This is a genomic window from Afipia dichlorophenoxyacetatis, assembly GCF_055386385.1.
The window spans coordinates 1,285,389-1,302,720 of record NZ_AP029250.1 but is presented as its reverse complement, the minus strand read 5'-3'; the positions used below and the strand labels follow the sequence as shown (position 1 = coordinate 1,302,720).

Sequence of the window (17,332 nt, the reverse complement as noted above, 5' to 3'; positions counted from 1 at the left end):
TCCCGTTGCAGTCGTTCCTAGGCCTGAACGACTTTCTCGTTGTAAACGCAGCGGCAGTCCATCTCGTATTCAAGATCGACGACCGGAGGCCGATTGAAATGCCAGGTCAGGCCATGCCGCAACACGCCGCGCTTGCCAAGTTCGCTTTCCAGAAACGGATAGATGTCGTGGACCGTATAGAGCTGCACGCCAGTGGTCTGGGTCCAATCTCCACCAAACGCGCTCATGCGCCGTTCCATCTCGCCAAGCACCCACTTGGCTTTCTCATGCATCGCCGCCGGTGATGTATCACCGAGACGAACCGCGTGATCGCGGTAGTTCGACTTACCCTCCGGCGCCTCTCCGCTTCCTGCCACGACGAATGTGGGTGGCGCGTTGTGGACAGGGATGCTGTACGAGAAGGCATAGAAACCTGGCTCTGACGGAGGATCGACCTTCGGACAAACGTTGCTGCGCGCCACCGGATTTACGCCATCGGGCATCAGGCCCCACGCCTTCAGGAAGCCGATATATTCCTCATTGAAGCTGACAAATCCACTTTCCGTAAACGGTGCAGGGGACCGCAGTTCGCACGCCGCGAATGCCGTGAGCGGACGGCCAGCGTCCTTTAGGATTTGAGCGATACGCTCGAAGCCATGGCGCAACGGCACGGGTTTCGTAAAGCGCACACGTTCGAGGGCAAACCCCGGCAATGCGGCGACACCTGCCGAATATTGACTGACGCCGGGCATGAACCTGTAGCCGCTGTTGGGCGCTTCGACGGTCTTGATCATGTTGCCTCTTCTTCTTGAGTTGAAAACAGAAATAGAGATCAGTCTTCGAGCACGCCGAGATATGCGTCCCGAATGATCGGATCCGCGAGCAGCTCCGGTCCGGAGCCCGTCCGCACGATCCGTCCCATGTCCATCACAAACGCTCGATCACAGAGATCCAGCGCGATGGTGACATCCTGCTCCACCAGCAAAATGGACATTCCGTCCGCGTTGAGTACGCGCAGCGCGGCGACGAGCTGCTCCACAAGCAACGGCGATAAACCGAGCGACAACTCATCGATCATCAGTAGTTTCGGCGCGCTCATCAGGCCGCGACCGATCGCGCACATCTGCTGCTCGCCTCCGGACAGCGTCGCGGCTGCCTGATTTCGCCGCTCGCGCAGCTTCGGAAACGTCGTGTAGACCCGATCCATCTCGCGTCTCGTCTCGGCGCCGGAGATCGTTCGGGAATAGGCACCCATCAGCAGGTTGTCTTCGACGCTCATGGCGCCGAACAGCCGCCGGCCTTCCGGAACGTGAACGATGCCGCGCGCCAGAATGTGCACCGCCGACGCGTGGCTAAGATCCTCGCCCTCGGACCGATAGCTGCCGGACTGCACGGGAATAAGGCCCGACACCGCCCGCATCAGCGTGGTCTTGCCTGCGCCGTTTGAGCCGATCAACGCGGTGATTTCACCCCGCTTGATCGCCAGATCGACGCCCCACAGCACCTGCACTTCGCCGTAGCCCGCGCGCAGTCCCTGCAATTCGAGGATTGATGCGTCAGCCAGGATCTCAGCCATGGGCGGCAGCCCTCTGCGCATATTGCTGACCGAGGTAGGCCTCGACGACCGCGGGATTTTTGATGACGTCGCGCGGCGCGCCATCCGCAATCAGGCTGCCGTTGTGAAGCACAACAATGCGCGTACAGACATTCAGAACAACCTTCATCAGATGTTCGATCATCACGATGGTGATGCCGTCCGTAGCAAGCTGATGAATGAGCTTGGTGGCCCGTTCGACTTCCGCGCTGTTCAGCCCGGCATTGACTTCGTCGAGAAACAACAGCTTGGGCCGCATCGCCAGCGCCTTGGCCAGTTCGAGTCGCTTGCGCATGGCAAGTGTGAGCGTTGCAGCGGGCTGCGCTGATTGGGCTTCGAGGCCCACGAAAGCAAGATGCGCACGTGCTTCCTCCCGAGCGGACTTCAAGGATTGTCCGGGTTGCGAGAAGAGCGCCGCAGCAGCAACGTTGTCGAGTGCGGTGAATTCGGCGAACGGCTGAACGATCTGGAACGTGCGGGACAGGCCAAGGCGTGCGGACTGATAGGTCTTCACTCGGGTGATGTCCCTGTCCATAAACGTGACCGTTCCGGAGCTTGCGGGCGTGACCCCCGTGACGACATTCACCAGTGTGGTTTTCCCCGCACCGTTCGGCCCAATCAGGCCGAGAACCTCTCCCCTGTTCACCTTCAGCGAGATATCACGCAGCGCCTGCAGGCCGCTGAAATGGCGGGAGACAGATTCAAGTCTGAGTATCTCAGACATGCTTCGGTCTCCATGCGAGAAGGCGGGAGCGAAGCGACATCAAACCATGAGGCAGGAACAGCAACAACAGGACGATCAATACGCCAAGCACGCCACTATGAATCTGAATGTAGTTGCGCCAGACGACCTCTTCCAATCCGAGATAGACGAATGCACCGAGTAGCACGCCAAGCGGCGAGCCCAGGCCGCCGATCAGAGCCATCACGATCGGCTTCACCGAATAGAGGATGTCGAACACATCAGACGGATCGATGTAATGGACCCACGCCGCATAGATGCCGCCTGCGGCGCCGACGAAACACGCTGACAATCCAAACGCTACGCTCTTATAAAGCGTGGCATTGAGACCGATCATATTGGCTGCGGTCTCATTCTGCCGGATACAGGCAAGGCCGAAGCCCAGCTTGGATCCACCGACGATGATGACCATCAATGCGGTTGCCAGCAGCACGCCCCACATCGACAAGAAATAAAATGTGGCGTCGGCCATGACTGCCGATCCGGCGCCCAAGGGAATATTCAATCCCATGCCGCCACCGGTCAGATCGGTCGCGTTGTTGACCAACTCGCGAAATACCTCGATCAGGGAAAGACTCGCAATGGCAAAGTAATGCCCGCGCAGGCGCAGCAGCGCAGCTCCCAATACAGCAGCAACAAAAAAGGACGCGATGCCCGCAATAGGCACGGCAAATGCCATGGACATCCCGCGAGACAACAAAACACCACACGTATACGCGCCGAAGCCGAAGAAGGCGGCTGTGGCAAACGAGGGATACCCTGCGAGGCCGCCCACGACGTTCCATGACAGCGCGAGAATGGCATACATGCACGCCATGGTGCCGAGCCGCAGCGCGTAGGGTCCGCCGAACATCGGCAGCGCCGCAATGGCCACGACAATCGCCAGCAGAATGATGTTCGAACGTGTCATTCGAACCCCTTCCGGCCAAGCAAGCCTTGCGGCCTCAGGATCAGGAAGACAATCAACAGCACGAACGACAATGTCGTGGCATGCGCTGGCCCGATCGTTGCCGAGCCGATGCCCTCGATCAGTGCGAGCAGGATTCCGCCAGCAAGCGCCCCGGAGACGCTACCGAGACCGCCCAGCACGCAAACCACGAAGGCCTTACCGAGATAGGCTGACGAGGTCAGCGGCGAGATCGGAAAAATCAGCGCCATCAGCACGCCGGCGCAGCCTGCCAAAGCAGCGCCAAGACCGAAGGCAATGGCGTAGATCGATTTAACGTTGACGCCCATCAACACCGCTGCGTCTCGATCAAGTCTGACCGCGACAATGGCGCGCCCGACCTTCAGCCGCCGAAGGATCAGATACAAAATGCCTGTCAGAGCCAACGCGAAGGCCGTCGCCAGCAAGCGATCTACCGGAACAACCACCCCGAACAGCGACACCGAGCCCATGGGCGGCGACAGTGTCAGCTTCCGGTAGTCCGCCTTGAAGAAGTAGATCATGGCGTTGTTCAGGATCAGGTCGAGCCCGAACGTCAGCGTCAGCGTCACGAGAACCGGCGCAGTGATCACGCGGTTCAGAATGATCCTTTGAACGACGCAGCCGAGGCAGAAGAACAGCGGTGCGGCAATGACAAGCGCGTACCAGGGCGAGAAATGCAGCGACTGATACAGTCCCCAAGCAAGGTAAGCTCCGAGAACGATGAAGGAGCCATGGATCAGATTGATGACGTTGAGAACGCCCCACACCAGCGAGAAGCCGATAGCGATGCACGCGTAAAGGCAGCCCAGCACCAATGCATTGATCAGAACCTGAGCCGCCAGCATGTCGCTCCCCGCCCGCGCGCTGCCGTTGTAAAGTGTCAGTTCACGCCGAGTTTGAATTCACCCTGCTTGATCAGCTGCGGCGCAAGCACGATCGGCTTGCCACCCTGGATTTGGAAAACCGGCGGCTCAAGCGAGTCGATCTGTCCGGTCGGGCCGAATTTGACCGGGCCCCAGAACGTCATCTCGTTCAAGTTGGCGAGCTCATCACGCACCTTGTCGCGGTCAAGCGATCCCGCCCGCTCAATCGCCATCTGGAACAATGCGCCCGACACGGACGCAGATGCCTGCGCGTAGTCCGGATCTGACTTGTACTTGTCGCGGAACAGCTTCACGTAGTTCGCGGTCGTGCCAAAAATGTCCTTGCCGCTGTACTGCGCAGCCGGATGCCACCATGCGGCGCTGGTAATGTTCTCCGCAGTCGCACCGGCGGCATCGATGAACTCCTGATAGGCGGGACCAGCGATCATGGAGACCACGTTCGCCTTGACCTGCTGATCAGCCATCTGCTTCCGGACCAGCAAAAGATCGTTGGTATAGCCGGTCACGAAGATCCATTGCGGTGCCAGCGATTTGATCTGCGAGACGGCCGCCGAGTGATCCAGCGTATTGATGGCGTATTTCTCGAAGTAGACCACTTCGATCCCGTTCACCTTGGCCGACTTTTCCATCTCCTGCGCGATCGCCAGCGGAAACAGGTCGTTGCGGGCAAGAATCGCGATCTTCTTCACGTCCGGCGCCTTCGCTTTCACGATCTGCGTCAGAGGTGTGGTCAGCGTGTCGTTCGGCGTGAATGTGCCGAACAGGTATTTGTAGCCCTGATCGTAGACTTGGGCCGACGATGCGGTCGCCGCGATCGTGGGCACCTTGTACTTCTCGGAGACGCTGCTTGCTGCCTTTGCTGCGCCCGATCCGAACGGGCCGAACAGGAAGTTGACGTTGTTCTGCGTGATCATCTGTTCAGATGTCTGCACCGCGCGCGGCGTATTCGACTGATAGTCCGCGTAAACAATCTCGACCTTATATTTTTTGCCACCGACCGAGATCCCGCCCGCTTTGTTGGCTTGCTCGGCCCAGAGATCGTAGCCCTGTTGTTGCTTGATGGCTTCGGGCGCCAGAGGCCCGGTGAGCGGAAGCGGCGCTCCGAATTTGATCACATCTTCAGCGGAGGCCGTAGTCGCATACGATCCCAAACTGGCGGCTACTAAAAGTGAACTCAGGCAACGCGCGATAAACCCAGAACGAGCCATCTAATTTCTCCATCAGGGACCGAGAGCGAGAGAATGACCTGACGAAATCATGACAAACCGGGGGATCGAATAAAAGCATTGAATTTAGAAGCGACCGGTCTCAAAATTCGAACGCTAGGCACCTCCAGCCTCGTTCCGATGCACCTTCCGCCCGACGCTCTCGCCGAGCCAGGAAACATGCTTGAATCCACCGCTATTCGATACTTTCGGGAAGTGACCCTGCGCGGATCGGTCAAACAAGCCGCCGAATCCCTGAATATCGCGCCCAGCGCCATCAGCCGACAAGTGCAGGGCCTGGAAGAGGAACTGGCGGTCAAGCTTTTCGAGCGCGGTGCACGCGGAATGACCCTGACCAGCGCGGGTCACCTGCTTTATCGATATGCAATCGAGAGCCAGAAAAAGCTGGAACGCGTCCGGGATCAGGTCGAGGAATTCGGTTCGCTGCAGCGCGGTCACGTGAAGATCGCGACCGTCGAAGGCTTGCTCGCAAGCTTCCTATCAGACTTCGTCGCGGACCTAGCCGAAGAACATCCGGGCATCTCTATCGCCATTACAGCGGTTGGCTCTCGCGATGTCGCCGAAATGGTGAGCCGGCACGAAGTGGATCTTGGGCTTGTGTTCGGGCGAGCACCGCGGCGCGATCTCGTCGAGCTCGCGCGCATGCGCCAATCGCTTTGCCTGATCGTCTCTCCGCATCATCCGATGGCCAACAGAGACGCCTGCACGATGAAGGATCTCGCGGGCTTGCGGGTCATCGTCCCCGACCCGTCTTTCGGTATCCGACAGGAAATCGACCGCGCCTGCGCACAAGCCAACGTGCAGCTCGACCTCTATGGCGAAACCAACTCCCTCGCCTTTGCCCGCAGCATCGTCGGGAAAACCGACCTCGGCACATTTCTGCCGCGCGATGCGGCCATGCCGGAACTGCTTGCGGGAACGCTGGTTGCGATTCCCTTACGAGACAAGAGGCTTGAGGCAACTCAGGTCACGCTGGTTCAATTGGCCGCAAAAGGAACTTCCCCGTCGAGCCTCCGTATTGCACAGATGCTCGTAGAACGAATGAAGGATCGCAAGGGCTGAGGCGAGATGCACTCTCGCTTAATGGATACCAACGCCAAGCAATCGCTCGACCAGTGCGCGATCGGATTTCAATTCGCCCGGGGTCCCTTCCCAAGCCAGCCGTCCGCGTTCGAGGATCAGGACACGGCCGGCAAAGTCCAGAGCCCGTTCGATCTGCTGCTCTACCAGAATGATGGTCATCTTCCCCGATGCCGCCAGATCGGAGATCATGTTCATCAGCTCATCGCAGATGACTGGGGCTAGCCCTTCCAGAGGTTCATCGAGCAGCAGGATCGACGGCTCTCCCAGCAGCGTTCTTGCCATCGACAACATCTGCTGTTCGCCGCCGGACAACTGTCCTCCGAGATTCTGCCGCCGTTCACCGAGTCGCGGAAACATCTCATAGGCCTCTTCCAGCGCCGAGCGCGGCCGGCCCTTCAAACCCGTCGACAGATTTTCCTCCACAGTCAGCGAGCGGAACACATCGCGCGTTTGCGGCACATAGCCGACGCCGAGATGGGCGCGCGCCGATGTCCTGCGCCCCGTCACGTCAACGTCGTCAACCTTGACGGTGCCGTGATGGCGTGTGGACAATCCCATCAGCGTTGCCAGCAGCGTTGTCTTTCCCATTCCGTTGCGGCCAAGGATCGCCAGCCTGTCCCCGGCACCCACATTGAAGGACAGGCCCTGGATGATTCGCGTCGGTCCGTAACCGGCGCTGAGACCTTCAACGTCAAGCCGTGCGGCGGGCATCGGCATAGCTCCCTAGATAGGCTCGGCGCACTTCGTCGTCGACAGTCACGGCTTCAGGTGTTCCTTCGAAAATCAATCGGCCATTGGCGAGAACGAGAACGCGTTTGGCGAACCGGAAGACCAAATCCATATCGTGCTCGATCATCAGCACCGCGATATCAGGCGGCAAGCGATCGATGGCTTCGAGAATTTTCGGCGCTTCATCGTGAGGCACGCCGGCCGCCGGCTCGTCGAGCAACAGAACCTTCGGCTTCAGCGCAAGCCCGATCGCCAGTTCCAGAAGACGTTGCTGGCCGTAGGCAAGTTTCGACACGGGTAATCTTGCCAGATGCGCAATGCCCAACGAGCCCAAGAGCCGCTCCCACTCTTCACGAACGTCGGGCCTGTTCGTTGCGGCCGAGAAAAATTGTCGCGTGATCCCTCGCCGCTGCATGATCGCGAGCGCGACGTTATCGGCAGCCGTCAGGCTGTTGAACAGCCGCGTGACCTGAAACGTGCGCACGAGACCCCGCTGGACGCGCCCGGTGATCCCGAGGTGCGTGATATTCTCGCCTTCCAGAAAAAGCTGCCCTTCCGTGGGCGGCGTATCTCCGGAGAGCACGTTCACAAGCGTCGTCTTGCCGGCGCCATTCGGACCGATCAGCGCGACACGATCGCCCGCCGCAAGGCCAAACGAAATGTCCCGGTTGACGTGGAGGCCGCCAAAGGATTTCGACAGTCCCTCCAATTTGAGAAGATCCGTCATGGGCGTGCCTCCTGCTTGGTCAGCCTCGACCACAGCACCGCAACGCCATGCGACAAGCCACGCGGCACGAACACCACGACAAGGATCAACAACAGACCGACCAATGTCATCCAGTGGAACGGGTTGGTCGACGACACATAGTGTCCAAAGATCTGAAAGATGATCGAGCCGAACAGTGCCCCCCACAAGTTTCCAGCACCGCCGAGCACCACCATCACAAGCGCTTCGGCTGACCGCTCAAAACCCACGCTGTCCAGCCCGACAACACCGGCCGTGATCGCGTTCAACGCACCACCGATGCCGGCAACAGCACCCGAGACGCAGTACATGATAATCAGCCGCGGATAGACGGTCGCCCCGATCATCTGGACGCGAAGGTCGTCATCCTTGATGCCACGGCACAACAAGCCGAATGGCGAACGGACGAAACGCAACAGCAGAACGAACACGATCGCGAGGACGACCAGCGAGAAGACAAACGCCGTGCGGCTGTACATGTCAAAGTTGAAGACGCCGAATACGGGTGCAGGCGTAATGCCGGCAAGGCCATCGCTTCCACCGGTGAGCGAAGAGAGCTTGTTGCACAGCGCCGTTACAAGCTGACCGAAGGCGATGGACAGCACGAGTTGCGGGAGACCACGGAACCGGGCAATCAAAACGCCCGAGATCAGCCCCATCAAAATGCCGGCCACAACGCCAACTAGGAGCAACAGGATCGGATCACTCACCCCCGCGATGGCCGCATTGCCTACGACATATGCGCTGACGCCATAAAGAACCGCCTGTCCGAGAGTGGCAACCCCGCAGTACCCGGTCACCAGATCGAGCGACAAAACCAGCAAGATGATGCTGATCACGCGCGTCAGAAATGCGAGGTCCTCGGGAAAGAGTAAATAGCCCACGAGGCCAAGGAGACCGATGGACAGAATACCCAGCACCTCTTGCGCGAAGGGAAAGGCTTCTAGCCGCATCGCAGCCGATCTCGAAAATGTATTCATCTAGTGGGCCCGCCCGGACAGGCCTCGGGGGAACAGGAAAACGACAAGGATGACGACAAGATAGAAGAAGAACTCGCCATATTCCGGCGCGAGATATTTTCCCGTCGTGTCGGTGAATCCAAGCAATAACGATGCCGCAATGGCGCCTGTGATCGATCCCGCGCCCCCCACCGAGACGACCACCAAAAACGTCACCATGTAGCGGAGCGCATAATATGGCTCGATCGGCATGAGTTCTGCCCCGACGACGCCCCCGAAAGCGCCAAGCCCGACCGCCAGCGCAAATGTCGCTGCGTAAATCCACTCGGTCCGGATGCCGAGGGAGTCGGCCATGTCGGCGTTGTCGACGGACGCGCGCAGCCGGACACCGAATTCAGTTTTATCGATGAGAAACCAGAGTGCGAGGGCTGCGATCACACCGCAGACAATCACAAAAATGCGGTGCGTCGGCACCATACGAAAGCCGATATCCATTGGACCGCTTAATGCGGCGGGCAATGGAATCGACTTCAAAGTCGGTCCGAGAAGGAAGTTCGCAATGCCTATAATGAAGAACGTAATGCCAATGGTCAGAAGCAACTGCGTGAGAGCGTCCGACTTCCGGTAAATGCGGCGATAGAGCAAAATTTCGAACGGGATCGAGATGATAATTGTTCCGATGACCGCCGCAATAATCGCAAGCGCGTAGTTCATGCCGAGATCGCGCATCGCGTAAGATGCGAGATAGCCCCCGATCATCGCGAACGCTCCATGCGCGAGATTTACGACCCGCATGAGGCCCATCATGATCGACAGCCCGATCGAAATGATGAACAGCACCATTCCGTAGGCAATGCCATCGAATGCGATACTCAGAATTGTCTGCATCACGTTCCCTATGCTGGCGCCGCCGCAGGTACCGCGGAGGTCCGACCGATCGCATCGTGATGGATTTCGCCACGAATCATCGTCATCAACACATTGATGTTACGAAGATCCGGATTGATGGCAGTAAATGGATCGCAGTCAAGCGCGATCAGGTCCGCAGCCATCCCGGGCTCAAGCGCGCCCCGCCAGTTTTCCTGCTTCATGGCATAGGCACCGCCATGAGTGTAACTCGATATCGCCTGCCGCACAGTTAGCGCCTCGCCGGGACCTATCGGATCGCCGCCCGGAGCGCCCCGATCGACCGCATCCGCCATCCCTGCCCACGGCGAGACGAGCCCGGTGGGTGCGTCCGAACTCCCGGCATAGTTCACCCCGGCATCGAGCGCTGAACGGCCCGGATAATTTCGGTGAGCACGATCACCAAAGGCATTGAGAATTGATCGACGCATGCGCGTCAGAAAACTCGGCTGCATGACAATGACACCGCCGAGCTGCTTCATCCGTTCAAAGCCATCAACCGGCGGGCAAAAGAAATGCTCAATACGGTGACGAGCGTCATCACGAGGAGCTGCCTGCTGGGCCTTTTCATAAGCGCCAATTATATGGGAAATCGCCCGATCCCCCACCGCGTGGACGGCCACTTGCCACCCGCCGCGATGCGCCTCGACAATCACGCGCTCAAGGTCCCCTTCGTCGCGCATGAAGAAGCCGCGCGTCGGCGTATCGCAATAGTCTTCGCTGACGGCGGCTGTCCGCCCGCCGACAATGCCATCGGCGAAATATTTCAGCGTCGCGCTCTGCCAATCCGGATCGAGGCTTGGAGAAAGTCCTCGCTGTGCGGCTTCTTCCGGATCAAGCTGGAGCATGAAGCCGAGCCGCATCGGCAGAAGCGGCTGATTGCGCCGGAGCAATTGCCAAATGGCAAACTCCTCATCGAAACCGCTGGTGAATCCCACCGCAGCCTCGACGGCTGCCGTCATTCCCATCCGCAGGCAGTCATCGATGGTGTGACGAAGCGCTTCAGCTAGCACGGCGCGGTCGGTTCTTGGCATCGCGCGAAATGCCATTTCCGCAGCGCTTTCGATGGCGCTGCCATCCAGGCGGCCATCCGGAAATCGACCGAAGACTCCGCCCTCAGGATTTGAAGTCCCCTCGTTGAATCCAAGATGCCGCAACGCGGCGCTATTGAGAATGGCGATGTGGCCGCAGAAACGGCGGATCATGACAGGATGATCGGGAATAACAGCGTCGATTTCATCGCGCGTCGGATAGCGATGTTCGGCCAGATTGTTCTCGTCGAAGTCTACGCCCTGGATCCAGCTGCCTTTTGGCTCGCTGTGCGCGCGCGTCATAAGCCGGTTCAGGATATCGCCGATCGACGATGCATGCTGCTGCCCCAACGCAACAAGCAGCCGGGCATTCGCGATCGCAAAGAGATGAATGTGAGGATCGGTCAGCCCGGGAATAACGGTCGTGCCCCGCAGGTCGAGCGTGACGTCCGCGGCAGGAGCATCGTTCTGCGCTCCAATCCAGGCCACCTCGCCATTCCGGACCAAAAGAGCTTCGGCAGGAGACTGGTCGTAAGCGGAGCGGTAAATGCGTCCATTGAGCAACCGCAGAGAAGCTGAACTCTCCGTCATCCGTCGTCCCTGCCGATGCCCTAAACCTTCGCAAAATAAAAAAGGTCTCCGCAACGCGCAGCCGCGGAGACCTCTGGTGAACCTTAATTCTTGCTCAGAGCCCAGTCAGGCTGCGCATCGAACGTCTGGTTTTCCTGGTTGATGAGCTTGCCATCCACCTTCTTGACCTCGCGAAGATAGACATTCTGACGAATGTGCCGTGTCTCCGGGTCGATCGACACCGGACCGCGCGGGCTCACCCACTTCATTCCCTTGACGGCGGCGATGGCCTTTGCGGGGTCGCGCTGGCCGTCGGTCGCTTCGATCATCTTGTAGATCAGACGCGCACCGTCATATGCCGCAACTGAAGTCATCGTCACTTCGTCGAGCTTTCCGCCGTCCTTCACCATCTGGTCGAGGAACGCCTTGTTCTCTGGCGAGTCGTGCGAAACGGCATAGTGGTAGGTCGAAAGAATACCGATCCCACTGTCGCCGATGTTCGGTAGATCCGGCTCGGTGACGACGTCACCGGTCGACATCAGCTTCACGCCCGCGGCCTTCAGTCCGTTATCGATGTAAGCCTTGACGAAGCCAAGAGTCGGAGGGCCGGCCGGGAGAAACGTGAAGATCGTATCGGCGCCGGAATCCTTGATGCGCTGCATAATCGGGCTGAAGTCCGTGGTATTCAGTGGCATCCGGATCGCTTCCGTCACTGTACCGCCGGCAGCCTCGAACGTCTTCTTGAATGCAGCCTCAGCGTCGATGCCGGGGCCATAGTCACTCACCGCGATCGCGACTTTCTTTGCGCCATTCTTTTTGGCTACCTCGGCAGCGGGAACGGTATTCTGCCACATCGTGAACGATGTCCGCACAATATAAGGGCTCTTTTCAACGATCGCTGACGTCGCCGCGTTCATGACGACAAGCGGCGTCTTGGATTCTTCCAGCAATGGCGCGATCGCCATCGCATTGGGCGTGAAATAAACACCGGCCAGGTACTGGACCTTGTCCTTGACGATCAGCTCCTGAGCAAGCGCCTTGGATTTCGCGGGATTAGGAGCCTCTTCATCGCGATAGATGAACTGAACCTCGTGATTACCGACTTTGTTGCCATTCTGAGAAACCCACGCCTCGATGCCTCTCTTGAAATTGGCACCGAACAGCGCGTAAGGGCCAGACATTGTGCCGATCACCCCAACCTTGATGACATCCGCCGATGCGCCCGCGCTCGTCATGCCCAAAGCGGCCAACGCGAGTAGTAATTTTGCTCGTTTCCTCATACGACTCCCCTTCAATTCCTCGCCGGCATGGTGCCCAGCCGCGTTCGACTTTATTGAAATTCGATCAGAACATCTCGAAATATTCGCGCTGCTCCCATTCGGTCACTTCACTCTGGAAGCGCTCGATTTCCGCATTTTTGATGTGGACGTAATAGTCTACCAGCTCCTTCCCCATCGCGTTGCGGAAGAATGGGTCATCATGTAGCGCAAATACCGCCTCTCGTAGTGTTTTTGGCAGCAGGCTTGCCTTCGTCTCATAGGGTGTGTCGGCCGAGGGGCCCGGATCGAGCTTGCGATCCACCCCGTCCATGCCCGACAGGATCTGTGAGGCCATATAGAGATATGGATTGGCGGCAGGCTCGCCGACCCGGTTTTCGAAGCGCGTGGCCGGATCGTTCGGCCCACCCAGCACGCGGATCATGACACCGCGGTTATCCCTGCCCCAGATCGCCCGGTCAGGCGCAAGAGAATAGGATCGATAGCGTTTATAGCCATTGATAGTCGGCGTGGTGAACACAGTCGAGGCGCGCGCATGTTCGAGCAGTCCGCCGAGATACCCTTTGGCCAGCTCTGATAGACCTTCAGTCTCAACCTTCGACATGAAGGCATTTTCACCGCTGGCGCGCGATATCAGCGATTGGTGCAAATGCCAGCCGGACGAGACCACATTGGGAATGCGCGGCCGGCACATGAACGTCGCGTGATAGCCATGACGGTGCGCAATCTGCTTCACGGCACTCCGGAAAAGCACCATGGTATCCGCAGGCGCAAGACCGACCGTCGGCTGGAACGTGAATTCCGCCTGACTCGGTCCGAACTCGACTTCCATCGAGCGCAGCGGCAAGCCAAGCGCCACGACGTCTCGCCGGATCAATTCAAGGGCAGGCTCCATCTGATCGTAGCGCTGCTCTGTCAGATATTGATATCCGTGGGACAGAAGCGTGACATCCGGCGGCTCGCCAGGCTGGCCGGCGTGCTCCGGCGCCATCTTGTGATCGTTGACCTTGAAGATGTGGAATTCGACTTCAAGCCCGGCCATGAAGTCGTAGCCACGCTCGGCCAACCGATTCAAAACCGACTTGTAAAGTCCGCGGGTGGCAAACGGGACCGGGCGGCCATCCGAGAAATGCACATCGCACAACAGCCAGCCCGTCGTCGGTGCCCAGGGCAACACCTTGAACGTTGTGGGATCCGGGATCATCAAGCAGTCGCTGGCGCCCTGCATCTCGGTCATGCCGAAGCCGCCGCCCGCGGTGAAAACCGGAAACACCGTGCGGTGCGACGTATCCTTCGCCAGCATGGTCGTCGTAATCGAACAACCATTTTCCAGCGACCGCAATGCCTCACCTGCGATCAACGTCTTGCCGCGAAGAATGCCGTGCTGATCCGGAAACGACAGCCGGATGGAATCCAGCTTCTGCTCCTCGACGACACGTCGCAGACGCGTCGCCGCCTCATGTTGTTCCTCTGACCAGAGGTCGTGCTTCTTGACGAAACTCAAAACATTATCCTCCGCTGCCGCTTACTCGGCAGCCGTCAGATGGGGCGCCTTTTGCGCGATGTCGGCTGGCACAGGCGCAGCCCAAGGCGCACCTCGCCGCCGCTTCACGTCAACCTCCATCCAATAGGTTTCCCAGCCTTTGGTCGGACCAATACCATCCATCGTCCCTGGCCCTTGAATGCTCTTCGCATGCGCCTCGTCGAGGAACATGAACGGCTTGCCACCGGACGTCACCTTCTCGATTTCCTGCCGCAGCAGCCGGCGATACTGGATGATAGCCTTGTCTGACTGGCCGAGATGTTCACGGGTGCGATCCTGAATAGCCCCCATGGATTCGACCGCCCACTGGTCGTGGACGTTAATGTCAGCGCCCATGCCTGTATAAGTCTCAGTCGCCTGCTCGTGCGGGTCGAAGCCGTAGTCGTTGGATTTGTTCTTGCGCGAAACATAATCGGGAAGTTCGTAGAGCTCGAGCCGCTGCTCACGCATCTTCTTTTTATCGACCGGCTTGGTAAAGCTGGTGAAAATCGCGTACCAGTAGCAATTCTCGTCATCCACCGGCACGTGCCACTGCGTGATCGTCATCTCCGTGCTCATCGGAATGACGAACGCATGCGGGAAAAGCTGATTGGTGACGCGAACATGCGTTCGCTGGTCATCGATCTCGCGCAAGGCAATCAGACGCAGGCCGTATTCGGTCTGCTCGACATTGATGATCGGGCGATCGTATTCGCGCAAAATCTTGGTCATCGGTAGTTCGCTGTCAGCGGATGCGCCGCGGAACTGCTTGCCGTAAGCCGCCGACGTATCCTCGTCCTCGAAAAAGCGATGCAGGAAGGACGCGTGGGCGGGATCGATGCCGACTTCGAGTGCCTGCAACCAGTTGCAGTTGATCAATCCCTTGAACGCGAAGGTATAGGCGTCCGGCGCCGCGAAGCAGTCGATCTCCGGGAATGCCGGCGGCTCGCCCTCTCCCAGATACGCCCACAGGATGCCGCCCTTCTCTACAACCGGGTAAGCACGCTGCTTGATGTTCTTGCACAGCGACGACCCGATGGGTTCAGCTGGCGTCTCCAGGCATTGACCGTTGACGTCGAACAGCCAGCCATGAAAGGCGCAACGCAAGCCGCCATTCTCTAACCGCCCGAACGCCAGATCAGCGCCGCGGTGCGGACAGTCCCGATCCATGAGCCCATACCGGCCGCTCTCGTCACGAAACAGCACGAAGTTTTCACCGAGCAGCCGGACCGCCCTGATCGGTCGATCGCCCTCAAGCTCGTCCACGAGCGCCGCAGGCTGCCAATACATCCGCATCAATTTTCCAGCGGGATCCTTCGGACCGATCCGGGTGATCAGATCGTTTTGCTGTTGGCTCATCATGATGAGGTTCTCCTTCGAGTCTAAGGTCGTCGAGCCGCGCTCAACGCTGAAATACGACTTTGCCGCCAACCAACGTCATATCGGCCTTGATGTTCTTGATGTCCTCTTCGGGCACCGTCATGAAGTCCGCCGAGAGGACGACTAGATCAGCCAATTTTCCAGGCTGCAACGTGCCTTTCCGGCCTTCATCGAACATGTATCGCGATGCAGCACTGGTATAGAGGCGCAGCGCTTCCTCGCGGCTGATCGCTTCCGACGCCCCATAGACATGCCCGTTCGGGTCCTTCCGCGTCACCATGATGTACATGTTGAGGAACGGATTGATCGGATTCACCGGGAAATCGGTCCCCGCACCGAGATTATCGAGGCCCATGGTTTTGATCAGCGTCTTGGTTGGGACGGCGCGATTGGCAACATCCTTGCCGAGGAAGCGCTCGACGGTGGCGGCCTTGTCCCACATGAAGACGTTCTGGAAATCAGCGCGGACACCGAGGCGATGAGCCCGCTCCATTTGTTCGGGCCTGATCAGGCTGGCGTGGATCAGGATAAACCGGCGATCCTTGATCGACTTCTCTTTGTCCGCCGCTTCAAATGCGTCGAGCACCTGGTCGATGCCCATATCGCCCACCACGTGCACGCCGACACGCCAGCCATAACGATTGCAGATCGAAACTAGCTCCTTCAGCCGCTCCGGCGTCTGCTGCGTGATGCCGTGATAATGATCGTGAGAGTCGGGATATTCGTCGCGGGTCAACGCCGTCTTCAGCGTCATGCCGCCGTCGTAGTAGATCTTGATGCCTGCGAACTTCAGCCAGTCGTCGCCGAAGCCGGACGATGCACCGTTGCCGGCCATAATGGCTTCCCAAGCTGCCAGCTCCTTCGGCGGTTCTGGGCGAAACATCACGCCGACACGAAGGGTGGCCTCTCCAGTCAGCGCAACTTTCTGCAGCGTGGCGATGTCCTTCGCCTCGGTAGCACCTTCGACAACGCTGGTAATCCCGTAGCTGTTCAGGGCGCTCTCGGCGAGCTTGAACTGTCGGATCTGATCCTGCTCGGTCGAGGCAGGCACGGCCTTCTCGACGCGATCGATGGCCGTCTCAACGAGAACGCCCGTCAGTTCGCCCGACTTGTCTTTCTCGAACGATCCACCGCTCGGATCCGGCGTGCTCTTGTCTACGCCGACGTTCTGCAGAGCGAGGCTGTTGGCCATCGAAAAATGGCCGACGGTGCGCAGATACACCGGGTTATTCGGGGCAACGCTGTCGATTTCCTGCCGGGTGAGATAGCGCTTTTCCGCAAGCTGTGACGGCGGATGCCATGCGCCACCGATGATCCATTCGCCAGGCTTCTTGTTCGCAACGAACGTTTTGATGGCATCGAGAGCTTCCGCAACCGTCTTCGCGCGGCTCATATTCACAACGTACTCACCAAGGCCTGCGGCCTTGAAGTGCGCGTGGGTGTCAATCAACCCCGGAACAACGGTCTTGCCGCCAAGGTCGATCACCTTCGTCTGCGATCCGGTCAGCGGATTGATCGCCGCACTGCTTCCGAGGGCGAAGATCTTGCCGTCCCGAATGGCCAATGCCTCGACCACCGTCGACTGGCTGTCCATGGTGAGCAGCTTGCCGTTGGTCAGTATCAGATCAGGCGCATTCAGATCGGACTGCTGGGCGAACGCCCCGAAGGAAACGGCGGAGCCAACCACGACACCCAATAGACCTGCCGACCATCGCATTGCGCTTCCCCATCATTTTGTTCAATAGACGAACATAAGTTCGTATATTGTTAGATTGCC

The 17,332-nt window shown here is 58.9% G+C and carries 16 protein-coding genes; 1 reads left to right on the top strand and 15 read right to left on the bottom strand.

Going from position 1 to position 17,332, the window contains the following annotated elements:
* Positions 1-17: 17 nt before the first annotated feature.
* From cnbZ to ACZ5C3_RS06015, 6 genes are read right to left on the bottom strand one after another with little or no spacing between them, the layout of a single operon-like run.
* Entirely contained in the window at positions 18-773 is a 756-nt protein-coding gene (gene cnbZ / locus ACZ5C3_RS06040) for a 2-amino-5-chloromuconate deaminase CnbZ (protein ID WP_464036052.1), read from the bottom strand.
* Positions 774-811: 38 nt separating this feature from the next.
* The gene (locus ACZ5C3_RS06035; protein ID WP_464036050.1) at positions 812-1,555 is read right to left on the bottom strand and encodes an ABC transporter ATP-binding protein; all 744 of its coding nucleotides are present in this window, start codon (positions 1,553-1,555) and stop codon (positions 812-814) included.
* Positions 1,548-2,297, bottom strand: a complete 750-nt coding sequence (locus ACZ5C3_RS06030; protein ID WP_464036048.1) for an ABC transporter ATP-binding protein — start codon at positions 2,295-2,297, stop codon at positions 1,548-1,550. Before ACZ5C3_RS06030 ends, ACZ5C3_RS06035 begins: the two co-directional genes overlap by 8 nt.
* Positions 2,290-3,225 (bottom strand): branched-chain amino acid ABC transporter permease, encoded by a 936-nt coding sequence (locus ACZ5C3_RS06025; protein WP_464036046.1) that lies wholly within the window; start codon positions 3,223-3,225, stop codon positions 2,290-2,292. Before ACZ5C3_RS06025 ends, ACZ5C3_RS06030 begins: the two co-directional genes overlap by 8 nt.
* The gene (locus ACZ5C3_RS06020; protein WP_464036045.1) at positions 3,222-4,088 is read right to left on the bottom strand and encodes a branched-chain amino acid ABC transporter permease; all 867 of its coding nucleotides are present in this window, start codon (positions 4,086-4,088) and stop codon (positions 3,222-3,224) included. Before ACZ5C3_RS06020 ends, ACZ5C3_RS06025 begins: the two co-directional genes overlap by 4 nt.
* Before the next feature lie 35 nt (positions 4,089-4,123).
* A complete protein-coding gene (locus ACZ5C3_RS06015) occupies positions 4,124-5,335 on the bottom strand; it encodes an amino acid ABC transporter substrate-binding protein (protein ID WP_464036043.1) in 1,212 nt (403 codons plus the stop codon).
* Between the two features lie 177 nt (positions 5,336-5,512).
* Here ACZ5C3_RS06015 and ACZ5C3_RS06010 point away from each other — a divergent pair, with 177 nt between their 5' ends.
* Complete coding sequence (locus ACZ5C3_RS06010) at positions 5,513-6,415, top strand: LysR family transcriptional regulator (protein WP_464036041.1); 903 nt, start codon at positions 5,513-5,515, stop codon at positions 6,413-6,415.
* A gap of 18 nt (positions 6,416-6,433) precedes the next feature.
* Here ACZ5C3_RS06010 and ACZ5C3_RS06005 read toward each other — a convergent pair whose 3' ends face one another.
* The 9 genes from ACZ5C3_RS06005 to ACZ5C3_RS05965 all read right to left on the bottom strand — a co-directional run bounded on the left by ACZ5C3_RS06005 (position 6,434) and on the right by ACZ5C3_RS05965 (position 17,272).
* Positions 6,434-7,147 carry an ABC transporter ATP-binding protein gene (locus tag ACZ5C3_RS06005; protein WP_464044601.1) on the bottom strand — a complete coding sequence of 238 codons (714 nt, stop codon included), beginning with the start codon at positions 7,145-7,147 and terminating at the stop codon, positions 6,434-6,436.
* Positions 7,128-7,892 carry an ABC transporter ATP-binding protein gene (locus ACZ5C3_RS06000; protein WP_464036040.1) on the bottom strand — a complete coding sequence of 255 codons (765 nt, stop codon included), beginning with the start codon at positions 7,890-7,892 and terminating at the stop codon, positions 7,128-7,130. The genes ACZ5C3_RS06005 and ACZ5C3_RS06000 overlap by 20 nt, the downstream gene beginning before the upstream one ends.
* Positions 7,889-8,890, bottom strand: coding sequence for a branched-chain amino acid ABC transporter permease (locus ACZ5C3_RS05995; protein WP_464036038.1), 1,002 nt, complete (start codon positions 8,888-8,890; stop codon positions 7,889-7,891). The genes ACZ5C3_RS06000 and ACZ5C3_RS05995 overlap by 4 nt, the downstream gene beginning before the upstream one ends.
* Positions 8,891-9,757, bottom strand: coding sequence for a branched-chain amino acid ABC transporter permease (locus tag ACZ5C3_RS05990; RefSeq protein WP_464044600.1), 867 nt, complete (start codon positions 9,755-9,757; stop codon positions 8,891-8,893). It lies immediately after the preceding gene.
* Between the two features lie 8 nt (positions 9,758-9,765).
* On the bottom strand, positions 9,766-11,397 hold the full coding sequence (locus ACZ5C3_RS05985) for an amidohydrolase (RefSeq protein ID WP_464036035.1): 1,632 nt from the start codon (positions 11,395-11,397) through the stop codon (positions 9,766-9,768).
* 83 nt (positions 11,398-11,480) lie between these two features.
* On the bottom strand, positions 11,481-12,656 hold the full coding sequence (locus tag ACZ5C3_RS05980; RefSeq protein ID WP_464036033.1) for an ABC transporter substrate-binding protein: 1,176 nt from the start codon (positions 12,654-12,656) through the stop codon (positions 11,481-11,483).
* Between the two features lie 64 nt (positions 12,657-12,720).
* Positions 12,721-14,157, bottom strand: a complete 1,437-nt coding sequence (locus tag ACZ5C3_RS05975) for a glutamine synthetase family protein (RefSeq protein WP_464036031.1) — start codon at positions 14,155-14,157, stop codon at positions 12,721-12,723.
* A gap of 21 nt (positions 14,158-14,178) precedes the next feature.
* Complete coding sequence (locus tag ACZ5C3_RS05970; RefSeq protein WP_464036029.1) at positions 14,179-15,537, bottom strand: aromatic ring-hydroxylating dioxygenase subunit alpha; 1,359 nt, start codon at positions 15,535-15,537, stop codon at positions 14,179-14,181.
* A 40-nt stretch (positions 15,538-15,577) separates the two neighbouring features.
* Positions 15,578-17,272, bottom strand: a complete 1,695-nt coding sequence (locus ACZ5C3_RS05965) for an amidohydrolase (protein ID WP_464036027.1) — start codon at positions 17,270-17,272, stop codon at positions 15,578-15,580.
* Positions 17,273-17,332: the final 60 nt, after the last annotated feature.

Excerpts from the sequence above, each read along its gene's own strand:
- cnbZ (WP_464036052.1), bottom strand. The coding sequence starts at position 773 with ATGATCAAGACCGTCGAAGCGCCCAACAGCGGCTACAGGTTCATGCCC.
- ACZ5C3_RS06035 (WP_464036050.1), bottom strand. The coding sequence starts at position 1,555 with ATGGCTGAGATCCTGGCTGACGCATCAATCCTCGAATTGCAGGGACTG.
- ACZ5C3_RS06030 (WP_464036048.1), bottom strand. The coding sequence starts at position 2,297 with ATGTCTGAGATACTCAGACTTGAATCTGTCTCCCGCCATTTCAGCGGC.
- ACZ5C3_RS06025 (WP_464036046.1), bottom strand. The coding sequence starts at position 3,225 with ATGACACGTTCGAACATCATTCTGCTGGCGATTGTCGTGGCCATTGCG.
- ACZ5C3_RS06020 (WP_464036045.1), bottom strand. The coding sequence starts at position 4,088 with ATGCTGGCGGCTCAGGTTCTGATCAATGCATTGGTGCTGGGCTGCCTT.
- ACZ5C3_RS06015 (WP_464036043.1), bottom strand. The coding sequence starts at position 5,335 with ATGGCTCGTTCTGGGTTTATCGCGCGTTGCCTGAGTTCACTTTTAGTA.
- ACZ5C3_RS06010 (WP_464036041.1), top strand. The coding sequence starts at position 5,513 with ATGCTTGAATCCACCGCTATTCGATACTTTCGGGAAGTGACCCTGCGC.
- ACZ5C3_RS06005 (WP_464044601.1), bottom strand. The coding sequence starts at position 7,147 with ATGCCCGCCGCACGGCTTGACGTTGAAGGTCTCAGCGCCGGTTACGGA.
- ACZ5C3_RS06000 (WP_464036040.1), bottom strand. The coding sequence starts at position 7,892 with ATGACGGATCTTCTCAAATTGGAGGGACTGTCGAAATCCTTTGGCGGC.
- ACZ5C3_RS05995 (WP_464036038.1), bottom strand. The coding sequence starts at position 8,890 with ATGAATACATTTTCGAGATCGGCTGCGATGCGGCTAGAAGCCTTTCCC.
- ACZ5C3_RS05990 (WP_464044600.1), bottom strand. The coding sequence starts at position 9,757 with ATGCAGACAATTCTGAGTATCGCATTCGATGGCATTGCCTACGGAATG.
- ACZ5C3_RS05985 (WP_464036035.1), bottom strand. The coding sequence starts at position 11,397 with ATGACGGAGAGTTCAGCTTCTCTGCGGTTGCTCAATGGACGCATTTAC.
- ACZ5C3_RS05980 (WP_464036033.1), bottom strand. The coding sequence starts at position 12,656 with ATGAGGAAACGAGCAAAATTACTACTCGCGTTGGCCGCTTTGGGCATG.
- ACZ5C3_RS05970 (WP_464036029.1), bottom strand. The coding sequence starts at position 15,537 with ATGATGAGCCAACAGCAAAACGATCTGATCACCCGGATCGGTCCGAAG.
- ACZ5C3_RS05965 (WP_464036027.1), bottom strand. The coding sequence starts at position 17,272 with ATGCGATGGTCGGCAGGTCTATTGGGTGTCGTGGTTGGCTCCGCCGTT.